At 60.0% G+C, this 13236-nt stretch carries 11 protein-coding genes and 1 pseudogene; 11 read left to right on the top strand and 1 reads right to left on the bottom strand.

Annotated elements, in window-relative coordinates; genetic code table 11:
- A partial coding sequence (locus tag AC3WLT_RS15045; RefSeq protein WP_492592512.1) for a porin occupies positions 1-378 on the top strand: 378 nt, incomplete at its 5' end.
- A gap of 155 nt (positions 379-533) precedes the next feature.
- Here the strand turns inward: AC3WLT_RS15045 and AC3WLT_RS15050 are convergent.
- A pseudogene (locus AC3WLT_RS15050) lies at positions 534-698 on the bottom strand (IS6 family transposase); the annotation flags it as partial.
- A gap of 430 nt (positions 699-1128) precedes the next feature.
- Here AC3WLT_RS15050 and AC3WLT_RS15055 point away from each other — a divergent pair.
- The 10 genes from AC3WLT_RS15055 to AC3WLT_RS15100 all read left to right on the top strand — a co-directional run bounded on the left by AC3WLT_RS15055 (position 1129) and on the right by AC3WLT_RS15100 (position 13200).
- Complete coding sequence (locus AC3WLT_RS15055) at positions 1129-2565, top strand: NAD-dependent succinate-semialdehyde dehydrogenase (RefSeq protein ID WP_492592513.1); 1437 nt, start codon at positions 1129-1131, stop codon at positions 2563-2565.
- A gap of 10 nt (positions 2566-2575) precedes the next feature.
- Positions 2576-3391: an HpcH/HpaI aldolase family protein gene (locus tag AC3WLT_RS15060; protein WP_492592514.1), complete on the top strand. Its 816-nt coding sequence runs from the start codon at positions 2576-2578 to the stop codon at positions 3389-3391.
- 1 nt (position 3392) lies between these two features.
- Positions 3393-4373 (top strand): hydroxyacid dehydrogenase, encoded by a 981-nt coding sequence (locus AC3WLT_RS15065; protein WP_492592515.1) that lies wholly within the window; start codon positions 3393-3395, stop codon positions 4371-4373.
- A 196-nt stretch (positions 4374-4569) separates the two neighbouring features.
- Entirely contained in the window at positions 4570-5691 is a 1122-nt protein-coding gene (locus tag AC3WLT_RS15070) for a Gfo/Idh/MocA family protein (RefSeq protein WP_492592516.1), read from the top strand.
- A gap of 406 nt (positions 5692-6097) precedes the next feature.
- On the top strand, positions 6098-7054 hold the full coding sequence (locus AC3WLT_RS15075) for a MurR/RpiR family transcriptional regulator (protein ID WP_492592517.1): 957 nt from the start codon (positions 6098-6100) through the stop codon (positions 7052-7054).
- 244 nt (positions 7055-7298) lie between these two features.
- Positions 7299-9140 (top strand): 3D-(3,5/4)-trihydroxycyclohexane-1,2-dione acylhydrolase (decyclizing), encoded by a 1842-nt coding sequence (gene iolD / locus AC3WLT_RS15080; protein WP_492592518.1) that lies wholly within the window; start codon positions 7299-7301, stop codon positions 9138-9140.
- A gap of 24 nt (positions 9141-9164) precedes the next feature.
- Entirely contained in the window at positions 9165-10079 is a 915-nt protein-coding gene (gene iolE, locus AC3WLT_RS15085) for a myo-inosose-2 dehydratase (RefSeq protein WP_492592519.1), read from the top strand.
- Positions 10076-10885 (top strand): SDR family oxidoreductase, encoded by an 810-nt coding sequence (locus tag AC3WLT_RS15090; RefSeq protein WP_492592520.1) that lies wholly within the window; start codon positions 10076-10078, stop codon positions 10883-10885. The genes iolE and AC3WLT_RS15090 overlap by 4 nt, the downstream gene beginning before the upstream one ends.
- An 81-nt stretch (positions 10886-10966) precedes the next feature.
- Positions 10967-12034, top strand: a complete 1068-nt coding sequence (locus AC3WLT_RS15095) for a sugar phosphate isomerase/epimerase family protein (RefSeq protein ID WP_492592615.1) — start codon at positions 10967-10969, stop codon at positions 12032-12034.
- A complete protein-coding gene (locus AC3WLT_RS15100) occupies positions 12031-13200 on the top strand; it encodes a Gfo/Idh/MocA family protein (protein WP_492592521.1) in 1170 nt (389 codons plus the stop codon). Before AC3WLT_RS15095 ends, AC3WLT_RS15100 begins: the two co-directional genes overlap by 4 nt.
- The last annotated feature ends 36 nt before the right edge of the window (positions 13201-13236 follow it).

The raw sequence follows: 13236 nt of genomic DNA on the forward strand, positions 1-13236 counted from the left end.
TCGGTGACCTTGGGCGGCTACTACAGCTACGCCGAATACACTGCAGACGGCAGCTCGACGTTCAAGCACGCGGAAAAATACAACACGGGTTCGGTGTACGCCGTGTGGCAGGTCTCGGCACCGCTGCAGACCCAGATTGGCTACGTGTACCTGAAGTCGAGCGGCAGCTCATCGGCAAAGTACAACCAGTTCGCTGTCGCAGCAGACTACTCGCTTAGCAAGCGTACGGATGTCTACGCATGGGCTGGATACACGACCGCATCGGGGACACAAGACTCGTCGGGCACGGCCGCTGTAGCTGTCGTCGGCTCGGCAACAGGCGACTCGGGCTCCAGCAAGCAGGCTACCGTTACCGTGGGTATCCGCCACAAGTTCTAATCCATAGATACCCTAAAGAAAGCCCGCATAACGCGGGCTTTTTTGTTGTTGGCGCCCTCGTGCTAGCACAGCTTCTCCATGAAATGCAGGGAAAGCAAGTGGTTTTGTCGCGGTAGGACGCACGGAGAAAATGCTCTCGCTATGCGAGGCAGTACTTATGTTGCCAAGTCGTAGAATTGACCGGCGGCAGACGGATGGATTCGGTGAGAGCACTTCGTTTGTCCTTTGGCAATCATATGCATGAGTTCAATTCCGCCGGGAAGAATCCGGGCGCAGAGAAAAGACTTGAACCCCAGCATGGGTCGCGTGCGTCGCTTGATTTTGTGACCAGTTAAGCAGGGAGTCTCACGTCGAAATTATCGTAATCCAACCAGGCTCGACGGACCGTGGTTGGAGAAACACTCTGCGTGAACACCTGTCTGCTGCAGCTGTTGCCGGGTCGCGCGGCGATCAGCACAGGGTCCGTCGATCGGGTTTCCTGCTCGGGGCTCATGTGATCGTTTTCCCCTACCCGACGACTGACCGACGCGCATCCACAAAGCTGCAACCCGTTTGTACGGCACCACATCCGCCTCTTCCCTCTCGCCGCCTGCCGTATGCAGCGGGTTGCACTTCCTTGACATGCAACAAAAATTGCGTAGTATTAGTGAAGCAACATTAATTGCATAAAGATTGATATCCAGTTGCCAGCCGCGCCAGGATCGCACTACGGGCGTCACGCTGCGACAGAGAACAGGAGGAGCGGGAGTCATGTATGAGAAGTTCGGTTTATTCATTGGCGGCGAGTGGCGTTCCACGGGGGGCAATGGCTCCGCAGAGGTGATCGACCCTGCCACTGAGGCGGTCCTTGGTCACATACCCCAGGCTTCGGTCGAAGACGTGGAGCAGGCGATCGATGCGGCGGCTACAGGCCTGAAGCTCTGGCGGCAGACACCTGCCTGGACGCGTGCGGACATCCTGCATCGGGTGGCCGATGAAATGCTCCGGGCGACAGAAGAGGGCGCACGGCGCATCACGCTCGAATCCGGCAAGCCGCTCGTTCAGGCGAAGCGGGAATGGCAACTGAGCGTCGACCAGTTTCGCTGGTATGCCGAAGAGGCGCGGCGCATATATGGACGGATTGTGGAAAGTCGCGTTCCGGGTGGCCGGTTCGAAGTCCTGCACGAGCCGGTCGGGATCGTGGCAGCCTTTACGGCGTGGAATTTTCCCGCGGTACTCATTGCCCGCAAGGTTGCGCCTGCGCTCGCTGCCGGGTGTTCGATCATTGTGCGTCCGTCGACCGAAGTGCCGGGTGTGGCGATGGTCATCTTCGAATGTTTGCGCAAGGCTGGTGTGCCGGCCGGTGTGGCGAATCTCGTGAGCGGTCCGACCTCGACGACCTACGCCACACTCGTTGCCTCTGCTCAGGTGAGAAAGATCACGCTGACCGGCTCGACATCTGTCGGCCAGCAGATGATCCGCGATTCGGCACAGACGCTGAAACGCGTCAGCATGGAACTGGGTGGGAATGCACCCCTTGTGGTGTTCGATGACGCCGATCTTGAAACTGCTCTGGATCTGGCCGTCGCGACGAAATATGCAAACGCGGGTCAGGTGTGCGTCACGCCCGACCGCTTCTATGTCCAGAAGGGCATCTACAGCCGCTTCGTTTCCGGTTTCACCGAGCGTGCCAAGGCGCTACGCCTCGGCAATGGGCTGGACGATGCGACGCAGATGGGGCCGCTTATCAATCAGCGCCGACGCGAGGCCATTGAGTCGATCGTGGCAGACAGCGTCGCTCTCGGGGCAAGCGTTGCAACGGGAGGACACCGTCCGCCAGGGTTCGGGAATGGCTTCTTCTTCGAACCGACGGTGTTGTCCGACGTTCCTCCACAGGCACTGGCGCTAGCTGAAGAGAATTTTGGCCCGATCGCTGCGATCACTCCATTCGGCGATCCAGAGGACGCCTATGGCTGGGCTAACGATTCCCCATACGGCCTGTCCGCCTATGTATTTACAAGGGACCCGGGGCGAATCCGCGAAGCGGTGTCACGGATAGAGGCGGGCATGATTGGTGTGAACAGTTTCGCACTCGCGGCAGCCGAAGCGCCGTTCGGCGGGATCAAATCGAGTGGCATGGGGCGGGAAGGCGGAGTCGAAGGTGTCCTTGACTTCATGAACGTCAAGCTCGCGCAGATCGCAGTCTAGGAGAGGGGCTATGAAACTCAATAATATCAAGTCGCTGTGGGCAGACGGCAAACCTGTCGTAAACGGCTGGCTTGCCTTTGCATGTCCGTTTTCCGCCGAGATCATGGCCGAGCAAGGATATGACTCGATCACGATCGACCTGCAGCATGGCCTGGTTGGCTACGAGGTTGCGACCGCCATGCTACAGGCGATGCGCGCAAGCGCGGTGGTCCCGCTTGTCCGGGTGCCATGGCTCGACCCGGGCGACATCATGAAAGCGCTCGATGCAGGCGCTTACGGGGTGATTTGTCCGATGGTCAATACTGCGGAGGATGCGGCGAGGCTGGTTTCCTACATGCGTTATCCGCCCTTGGGCTCGCGCAGTTTCGGACCGATACGCGCGAATTTTTCCGCTGGCGCTGACTATGGCCAGCACGCTGACGAGCAGGTTCTCTGCTTTGCGATGATTGAGACCGCCGAAGCCCTTGCGAATATTGACGAGATCGTCTCGACACCAGGTCTGGACGGTGTCTATATCGGACCGGCGGATTTGACGCTCGGTTTGACTGGCAAGAAATATCCGCGCGGATTCGACCGCGAGGAGCCGGAAATGGTCGAGGCCATCCAGCACATCCTGAAGCGTGCGCATCACGCCGGCATTAAGGCAGCGTTGCATAACGGAACGCCGGAATATGCGGCTCGCGCCGTGGAGTGGGGTTTCGACCTCGTGACGGTGTCCAACGACGTGCGGCTGCTTGCCGGAGCGGCACAGGCAAGCGTGAAGTCCGTGCGCGCGTTGCTCGGCAAGACGACGCCTTCGGACGCAAAGCTGGCGGGAGGTTACTGACATGCCCCACGTACTGGTAGCCGGACGCATTCACGACGCGGGGCTGGACATCCTGCGCAATGCCCGCGGTGTGACCTTCGACCTCGTTGAGGAAATTTCGGTCGAGTCCTATGCGCCACTAGCGCCGAAAGCGGACGCGATCCTCATCCGTACCCAGCCACTGCCGCGTGCGGTGATCGAATCCGCAGGGCGGCTCAAGATCGTGTCGCGCCATGGCGTCGGGTTCGATGCTGTTGATGTCGGAGCATTGACAGAGCGATCCATCCCATTGGCGATTATTGGCGACGTCATCTCGAACTCGGTCGCCGAGCACAGCATGATGCTGGTGCTTGCGCTCGCCAAGCGGACGATCGTGTACGACCAGAAGACCCGAGCCTCTTCCTGGGAATATCGAAATAGCTACGATGCATGGGAACTCAACGGCCGGACGTTGTTGCTGCTAGGGTTCGGTCGTATTGGCAAGGCGATGGCGAGAATGGCCGCAGGTTTTAACATGAAAATTCTCGCCTACGATCCCTACGTTGCAGGCGAAACAATTAGTGCATTGGGTGTGACGCCTGTCAGCGATCTGCGGCAAGCCCTCGCTGAGGCTGATGTTGTGTCAGTTCACATGCCGAAGTCAGCAAATGGTCCGTTGCTTGGAGCCCGGGAATTGGGGTGGATGAAACCCTCGTCGATCGTCGTGAACACAGCGCGTGGTGGAATCGTCGACGAGGGAGCACTGCAGGAGGCGCTCTCCGCAGGCCGTCTGGCCGGTGCTGGCCTCGACGTGTTTGAGAGCGAGCCGCCGGGGCCGAATAACCCCCTGTTTGATTTCGAGAATGTCGTACTAAGTCCACACTCCGCGGGCTTGACTGAGGAAGCGGCGGCCGGCATGGCGGTGTCCGCTGCCACGAACATTGTTAACTTCTTCGCTGGTCATCTGGATCCGGCGCTGGTGGTCAACGACGTGAGAATCGCCCCGCCTGCGACGATGGACTGAGTGCTGGGCCGATGGGCAAAGCCTGCCGAACACATGCGAAGGACTTTTACGTCACGTCGTCAACGACCCAAGAGACTGGAGCCAGCTTGCGATTGGCGAACTGCGCGCTGGAGTCAGCGAGGACGGGAAGAGCGGTGATGGTCGGCTAAGGGGCGTCGGGTCGAGTCAGGTCTTAATACATAAGGGTGAACACATCATGCAGGAAATTGGCATTGGCATTATCGGTACGGGCTTCATGGGAAAAACTCACGCGCTGGCTTATCGCGCCGTGGCTGGCGTGTTCCCTGAATCCCTACGTCCGAAACTCGTTGCGGTTGCCGATATCGACGCAGACGCCGCGAAGCGCGCCGCAGCGCAGTTTGGCTTTGCGCGAGCGAGCTCGGACTGGAAGTCACTCGTGACTGATCCGGCGGTCGACATTGTGTCGATCACTACGCCCAACCTGGTGCACAAGGAGCAGGCGCTCGCGGCGATTGCCGCGGGCAAGCACGTGCATTGCGAAAAACCGATCGCGCCTGGCGCTGCGGACGCGAAGATCATGATGGAAGCGGCAGAGGCCGCCGGGGTAGTGACGCAGGTGGGTTTTAACTACATCAAGAACCCCATCCTGGGTCTCGCCCGGTCGATGATCGCTTCAGGTGAACTCGGCGACATCGTGAGCTTTCGCGGCATTCACGCGGAGGACTACATGGCCGACGCCGACGCACCATACAATTGGCGAGTGGACCCCTCTGGCGGCGGTGGTGCGATTGCCGATCTCGGCAGCCATATAATCGGAATGTCGCGCTTCCTGCTGGGGCCGATCGTGGAGATCAACGCCGATCTGCAGACGGTTGTGAAGACTCGACCGGTCGGTCCGGGGGCGGCCGAGCGAAGGAAGGTCGAGGTCGATGACATCGGCCGGGCCATCGTGCGGTTCGAACGCGGCTGCAGCGGCAGCATCGAAGCCAACTGGGTCGCGCTGGGCAGGAAGATGCAACTGGGTTTCGAAGTGACAGGCACGAAGGGCACGCTCGTTTTTTCGCAGGAACGCCTGAACGAACTGCAGTTCTATCGCGCCGGTGCTGATCCCCATACGGCAGGTTTTGTCCGTATCGAGTCCGGGCCACGACACGCACCATACGGGAACTTCATCGTCGCCCCCGGACACCAGCTCGGTTTCAATGACCTGAAAACGATCGAAGTCGCCGATTTCCTGCAGGCCATCGCCGGCGGCGAGCGAAGAGGGCCCGATTTCCGCGAGGCATGGGAAATCCAGAAGGTTATCGACACCGCCATCCAGTCTTCGAGAGAGAGACGCTGGCTCGCTGTTTCGTGACACACCCGGCGCGCCCGGACTGGGCATCCGGGTTGTGGGCGCGCTGGGCCGGACCGGTAAGGGCATGTTGAGTCTGGAACCGCCGGCCCGGACACCTCGTTACTCGGTACGGAAATCTGGCTGGCGATGGGGTGGACCAAGCTGATCGATCGACAGTACGGCGCAGGAAGCGTGCAGCTGTTCATGCAGGAGGGCATGCGCTTCGTCGCGGCCGTGCCGCGGCCTCACAGGACCGGCAGCTTGGCGGGGGAGTCATTCGGGACAGTGCGGACAGGTGTGAGATTATCGATTGAGGACGGCCACATCGGCGACGCTGACCGGGTATTGCAACTCAGGCTTGCCGGAGGCGACTACTGGTGGCATCGTTCGGCTGACAGGACTACCAGCGACACGAGACGCAACCGGAATGACGAGCGAAAAGAAACCGAAGATAGCCAAGGAAACGACCGCCGAGCAGCTTATCCCGGAGGAGAACTACGAGGGGATCGTCAACGTCATCACCACGGAGTACCCCAAGCTGTCCGAGCGGTATCAGCAGGTAGCGCGGTTCTTTACGCAGAATCCCAACGTAGTGGCGCTGGAGTCGATCAACGCGATCGCGGCCAAATGCGGGGCGCATCCTTCCATTCTCGTGCGTTTTGCACAGCACTTCGGATATTCCGGCTTCAAGCAACTCCAGGCGGTGTTTCAGACCCGTCTTGCGACCACCGCTCCGGGTTTTCGTGAGCGCATCAATGCCTTGGAGGTGGATCTCAAGCGCAACGTCGATCAGGGCAACCTTGGATTTCTGCATGACCTGGTGGTGCGCGACATCGCGACGCTCCAGGCGCTGTTGAGCAGCGTGACCGAGGAAAGCCTCACGCAGGCAGCCCACTATCTGAAGAACGCGCAAACGATTTACATCGCTGGCCAGCTTCGTTCGGAACCGATAGCGCAATTTCTGCGCTATATCCTGACGATGCTGCAACGCAAGGTGATTCTGCTCGACGCGTCCGGCGGCCTGGCACCGGAAATGGCCTCGACGATGACCGGGGAAGATGTGCTGGTCGCCATCTCATTTCGCCACTACGCCAAGGAAGTCGTCATGATCTCGGACATCGCGGCGCGGGCGGGCGTGCCCATTGTGGCGATTACGGACAGCCAGCTTTCGCCTCTTGCCAAGGACGCAGGCGTGCTCTTTACCATTCCGGAAGAGGAGTACACGTTCTCGCGTTCGCTTGCTGCTCCCATGTGCCTGACGCAGTGCATCGGCATTGCCCTCGCTGCGCTTCTTCAGCCCGGTCATGACGGAGCGCCGCGCATTGCGACCGTCACAGAGAAGGAACGGAACCGGGGCAAACGGCCCCGGCAGCGCACGGAATGATGCGGCTGATCTAACAGGCGAATCACGTCCGTCCAGCATAGTAGTCGCGCCAGGTTTTCTTCCCGCACTCCCCTTTACTGCCTTGTGTCCCCGGGCTGTCGGCGCTCGTGCGCAAAGTGCAGAACGCACTGGGAAAAACCCTTAAGCAATGTTTATTGCTAACGCACGTTATCTGCAATAAAGTTTGAAAAAGCCGAGCGGTGCGACGAGCCCGCGGCTATTCCGAACGTGTGAGGAGAAGACAATGTCGACCATTCGCTGCACCGTGGCACAAGCCATAGTGCGTTACCTGAAGAGCCAGCTTACCGAGATCGACGGAAAGCGCGTTCCGCTCTTCCCGGGCGTCTTCGGTATTTTCGGACATGGCAATGTCACCTGTCTTGCAGAAGCGCTCGAAGCGGTAAAAGACGAATTCCCTACCTGGCGTGGCCAGAACGAGCAATCGATGGCGCTCGCCGCGATTGCCTTTGCAAAGGCGAAACGTCGACGCCAGATCATGGTCGCCACCTCGTCGATCGGGCCTGGTGCGACCAACTTTGTGACCGCAGCTGGCCTCGCACACGCCAACCGGTTGCCGATCCTCTTCCTGTCTGGCGACACCTTTGCAAGCCGCCGTCCGGATCCTGTATTGCAGCAGGTTGAGCATTTCAACGATCCGTCGATGACGGTCAATGATGCGTTCAAGGCGGTCACCCGGTACTGGGACCGCATCACGCATCCGGAGCAGATCATCTCATCGCTGCCACAGGCGGTAGCCGTGATGCTGGATCCTGCGGACTGCGGCCCGGCTTTCCTCGGTTTGTGTCAAGACGTCCAGGAAGTGGCATTCGACTATCCGGCAGCGTTCTTTGAACCGACGGTTCACTCGATTCCCCGGCCGAGGCCCGATAGCGCTCGCGTGGCGCAGGCCGTGGCGGTGCTCAAGGAGGCGCAGCGTCCCATCATCATCGCCGGAGGGGGCGTACGCTACTCGGAGGCTGAGCAGGCCGTAGTGAAGCTTGCTCAAGAGCGCGGTATTCCCGTCGTAGAAACAATCGCGGGCAAAGGCACGCTCACACACGATCACCCGGTTCACATCGGACCGCTAGGCATCATCGGATCGACCTCGGCCAACGCGCTTGCTGGCGAGGCGGACGTTGTTCTCGCGATCGGCACGCGGTTGCAGGATTTCACTACCGGCTCGTGGAGCTGCTTTTCACACAGCGCGAAGTTTGTTGCTATCAACACAGCGCGCTTTGACGCGGTCAAGCACCGGTCGCTTGCGCTAATCGGTGACGCGCGGGAAACCGTCACCGAGCTGGATGCCGCGCTCGGTGACTGGCACGTGGATGCGTCATGGCTCGAGCATGGCCGGCGTGAATTTGCACGCTGGAACGATGCCCTGGATGCTGGCCAGAAGCACACAGATGCCATCGTGCCTACGTACGCGCAGGTTGTCGGCGTCGCGAATGAAGAAGCCGCGGAACGCGACTATGTCATCTCTGCTGCGGGCGGTTTGCCCGGCGAACTGGTCAAGGGCTGGCGTGTCAAGGCGCCAGGGACGTTCGATTGCGAGTTCGGTTTTTCCTGCATGGGCTACGAGATCGCTGGCGGCTGGGGTGCAACGATGGCTGATCCGTCACGTGACGTCTTTGTCATGGTCGGCGATGGCTCATACATGATGATGAACTCCGACATCTATTCGTCAGTGCTGGCGGGACACAAGATGATTGTTCTTGTGTGCGACAACGGCGGCTTCGGCGTCATTAACCGGCTTCAGAACGGCAAGGGCGGAGCATCGTTCAACAACCTGCTGAAGGACAGCAAGGTCAAGGAGGCCTTCCCGGTTGATTTCATCCGCCATGCCGAATCGATGGGAGCACTGGCCCGCCGCGCTAATACGCTCGACGAATTGCGCGACGCCTTGAAGTGGGCGAAGTCGAATGACCGGACCACCGTCATCTCGATCGTGACCGATGCATTCGCGTGGACGCCGGGCGATGCCTGGTGGGACGTCGGGGTTCCGCAGGTAAGTGAGCGCGAAGAGGTGCAGGCCGCGCGCAAGGATCAGGAAAAGGGCCGTACGAAACAGCGCATCGGCGTTTGATCATTCCTTCTACGGGAAACAGATATGACACTCAAAGCAAAGCTGGGCATTGCTCCAATCGCCTGGTCCAACGATGACCTGCCGCAACTGGGCGGCGATACGCCGCTCGAGACGTGCCTCGCCGAGAGCGCTGAAGCCGGGTTCCTCGGCGTCGAAACGGGCGGGAAGTTTCCGAAGACGAGTGCCGAGCTGAAGCCGCTGCTGTCGCGCTTTGGCCTGCGGCTTGTGTCGGGGTGGTATTCGGGCACCGTCCTTGACTCAGACCTTGAAGCGGAAAAGGACAAAGTGCTGGCGCAGCTTGCGTTATTTCGCGAATGTGGCGCCGCGTGCCTGGTGTACGGCGAGACCGCTGGCACCATCCAGAACCGCCAGAATGTCCCTCTGACAGGTCGACGTACGCTCAACGACGACGACTTCGTGACATATGGCCGCAAGCTAACGAAGTTCGCCGAGTTCTGTGCCGAACAGGACGTGCCGCTCGCGTTTCACCATCACATGGGTACCGCGATTGAAAACGCACAGGACATCGACCGTCTGATGGCCCATACCGGCGAGGCGGTGCATCTTCTGCTCGATACCGGGCACGCGGTGTTTGCCGGCGCCGATCCAATCGCGATCCTGAACCGGCACGGAAAACGGGTTATTCATGTGCACGCGAAGGACATCCGCGACGGTGTTCTGACCGGATTGGACCGTTCACATGAGTCCTTTCTGGACGCGGTGCTCAAAGGCGTCTATACGGTGCCCGGAGACGGCGCGATCGATTTCGCGACTGTCGCGCAAAAACTTGCCGAGATTGGTTACGAGGGCTGGTTTGTGGTTGAGGCGGAGCAGGATCCCGCCAACGCTCCGCCGCTCGAGTACGCGAGAATTGGACATCGTTCGCTCACCATGGCGTTGCAGCGAGCGGGCTACGACATCGAAAGGAGCACGACATGAATCAGTTCGAGGGAAAAATTGCTGTTGTCACCGGTGGCACTCAAGGTCTGGGCGCCGCAATTGCCACGCTCTTTGCACAGCGAGGCGCAGAGGGAATCATCATCTGCGGTCGCTCGCGTGAGAAGGGCGAAGCAAAAGCGAGAGAACTGACTGCCGCGACAAAGGCGAAAGTGGTGTTCGTACCAGCGGACCTGTCAAGCGTCGAGGACTGCCGTGCGGTCATCGCGGCCGCTGACCAGTCGTTTGGTCGGGTCGACGCGCTCGTCAACGCAGCAGCCATCAGCGATCGCGGCACGATTCTGGACACAACGCCGGAACGGTTTGACGAGATGTTTGCGACGAATGTGCGTGCGCCGTTTTTCCTGATGCAGGACGCGATCAAGCTCATGCTTCGAACGGAAACCAAAGGCACGATCGTCAACATCTGTTCGATGGCGAGTCTGGCGGGTCAGCCGTTTATCTGCGCTTACTCCGCTTCCAAGGGCGCACTGGCCACCCTCACCCGAAACACCGCGTTTGCGGCGCTGAAGAACCGGATTCGCGTGAACGGCCTGAACATTGGATGGATGGCATCCGAGGGCGAAGACCGGATCATGAAAACGTACCACGGGGCAAAGGACAACTGGCTCGATGAGGCCGCGCAGAAATTGCCTTTTGGCCGCCTGATCGATCCTGCCGAGGTGGCACGCGCTGTAGCGTTCCTGAGCAGTGACGAGTCCGGGCTGATGACAGGGTCCGTGGTCGAGTATGACCAGTCCGTGTGGGGAGGATACGACGAGCCCCCAAGCCCGAACGCGGCGTTGTGACCGGTCAACGAACTCGGGCCGCCAGTGATCGCGGCGCACGTCGCGCCGCACTTCTCGAACTTGAATGAGGTCGTGGAAATCATGCGTACCATCAAGGGGCCGGGCGTTTTCCTGGCCCAGTTCGCAGGCAATGAGGCCCCCTTTAGCACGTTTGCCGGACTGGTTGACTGGGCTGCAGACAAGGGCTTCACGGGAGTTCAACTGCCGGCGTGGGACGCGAGAGTCATCGATCTCGCGAAGGCCGCTGAGAGCCAGACGTATGCGGACGAAATCAGGGGCGTGGCAGCGGCACGCGGTCTGACGGTGACTGAACTCGCGACGCACCTCCAGGGCCAACTGGTAGCCTCTCATCCCGCCTACGACGTGATAGCTGATTCGTTCGCACCGCAGGCGGTGCGCGGCAATCCGCAGCGGCGTCAGGAATGGGCTCGAGAGCAGTTGTTGCTGGCTGCCAAGGCTTCGCGCCGGTTAGGACTTGACCGTCATGTCACTTTTTCGGGCACGTTACTTTGGCCCTACCTATACCCTTATCCGCAGTGGCCCGAAGGGCTGATCGATGAGGCATTCGATGAGCAGGCACGCCGCTGGCGGCCCATCCTCGACGCGTTTGATCACGAGGGTGTCGACCTGTGCTACGAAATTCATCCAGCAGAAGATCTGCACGATGGCCTGACCTTTGAGATGTTCCTCGAGCGCGTCGGCAATCACCCTCGTTGCAACATCATGTATGACCCGAGTCACCTGGTCCTGCAATCGATCGACTACCTCTCCTACATCGATCACTACCACGAACGCATCCGTATGTTTCATGTAAAGGACGCTGAGTTCCGCCCGACCGGCAAAACCGGGGCGTACGGTGGCTTCCAGCCTTGGGCCAGCCGCGCCGGCAGGTTCCGTCCACTCGGAGACGGGCAGGTTGACTTCAAGTCCATTTTCTCGAAGCTCTCAACCTACGATTTCGACGGCTGGGCCGTCCTCGAGTGGGAATGCTTTCTGAAAAATTCCGAGGATGGCGCGGCTGAAGGTGCACGCTTTATTCGCGATCACATCATCAGCGTATCAGACCGGGCGTTTGACGATTTCGTGAAATCGGGCGCGGACCGCGCGTCGAACCGGGCGATCCTCGGCCTTGGACAGGAGGCGCAATGAATAGCACAAGGATCAACAGGCGTTTGCGTCTTGCTATGGTTGGCGGAGGCGAAGGCGCATACATCGGTGGCATCCACCGTTATGCATCGCGTCTCGATGACCAGTACGAGCTTGTAGCGGGTGCGTTCGACATCTCCGCCGAAAAAGGGCGGGCGTTTGCTGGGAGCGTTGGCGTCGAAAGCGATCGCGCGTACGGCAGCTACCTCGAACTGATCGAAGGTGAACGTACGAGAGCAGATAAGGCAGACATCGTTTCAATCTGTACGCCAAACCATACGCATTTTCCGGTCGCAAAGGCATTGATTGAAGCAGGCTTTGACATCATTTGCGAAAAGCCGATGACGACCACCCTGGAGGACGCGGTGAGCCTGCATCAGTTGGCGCGGTCGAGCGGCCGCTTCGTTGGCGTCGCCTATACATATAGCGGATATCCGCTTGTACACGAAGCCCGCGCGCTGGTCGCGCAAGGCGTGATCGGCACGGTGCGGGTGGTGCAGGTCGAATACCCGCTCGAGTGGATGGCTACGGCGATCGAGGCCGCTGGAAATGCCCAGGCGCAATGGCGGACGGATCCAAAAAAATCCGGGCGGGGCGGAAGCATCGGAGACATTGGCACACATGCCTACCATCTCGCCGCCTTTGTGAGCGGATTGCAGCTCGACGCGCTATGCGCCGATCTGGCGACCTTCGTCCCGGGTCGATCATTGGATGACAATGCGCACGTGATGTTGAGGTACGAAGGAGGCGCTCGTGGCCTGCTCTGGTCGTCGCAGGTAGCGATTGGTCACTCTAATGGGTTGCGGCTTCGGATAACGGGCAACAAAGGCAGTCTCGCATGGGCTCAGGAACAACCCAATGAGCTCCTTCATACACCGCTCGGCGGGGCACCCGCCACGATCAAGCGCGGCCGTGACGATGTTTCAGACGCGGCAAGAGTCCGGACGCGCACCCCTCCGGGACATCCGGAGGGATATATCGAGGCCTTCGCCAATCTCTATGGCGGGTTCGCCGAGGCGATTCGGGCGCGGTTGGACGATCGGCAGGTCGGCCCGCTCGGCCGAGACATACCGGTGGCCTACGATGGTTTGAAAGGCGTGGCGTTTGTCGACGCGGTGGCAGACAGCTTCGAGCGTGGATCGGTGTGGGTAAAGCCGGAATTCGTCTAGTGGCGCGAGGAGTCGGTCGATAATCCAGCAAGCAGG

It is taken from the genome of Paraburkholderia sp. FW306-2-2C-D06C, assembly GCF_058781505.1.

What these genes read in the sequence shown, in the direction of transcription:
- AC3WLT_RS15055 (WP_492592513.1), top strand. Translation starts at nt 1,129, where the DNA reads ATGTATGAGAAGTTCGGTTTATTCATTGGCGGCGAGTGGCGTTCCACG.
- AC3WLT_RS15060 (WP_492592514.1), top strand. Translation starts at nt 2,576, where the DNA reads ATGAAACTCAATAATATCAAGTCGCTGTGGGCAGACGGCAAACCTGTC.
- AC3WLT_RS15065 (WP_492592515.1), top strand. Translation starts at nt 3,393, where the DNA reads ATGCCCCACGTACTGGTAGCCGGACGCATTCACGACGCGGGGCTGGAC.
- AC3WLT_RS15070 (WP_492592516.1), top strand. Translation starts at nt 4,570, where the DNA reads ATGCAGGAAATTGGCATTGGCATTATCGGTACGGGCTTCATGGGAAAA.
- AC3WLT_RS15075 (WP_492592517.1), top strand. Translation starts at nt 6,098, where the DNA reads ATGACGAGCGAAAAGAAACCGAAGATAGCCAAGGAAACGACCGCCGAG.
- iolD (WP_492592518.1), top strand. Translation starts at nt 7,299, where the DNA reads ATGTCGACCATTCGCTGCACCGTGGCACAAGCCATAGTGCGTTACCTG.
- iolE (WP_492592519.1), top strand. Translation starts at nt 9,165, where the DNA reads ATGACACTCAAAGCAAAGCTGGGCATTGCTCCAATCGCCTGGTCCAAC.
- AC3WLT_RS15090 (WP_492592520.1), top strand. Translation starts at nt 10,076, where the DNA reads ATGAATCAGTTCGAGGGAAAAATTGCTGTTGTCACCGGTGGCACTCAA.
- AC3WLT_RS15095 (WP_492592615.1), top strand. Translation starts at nt 10,967, where the DNA reads ATGCGTACCATCAAGGGGCCGGGCGTTTTCCTGGCCCAGTTCGCAGGC.
- AC3WLT_RS15100 (WP_492592521.1), top strand. Translation starts at nt 12,031, where the DNA reads ATGAATAGCACAAGGATCAACAGGCGTTTGCGTCTTGCTATGGTTGGC.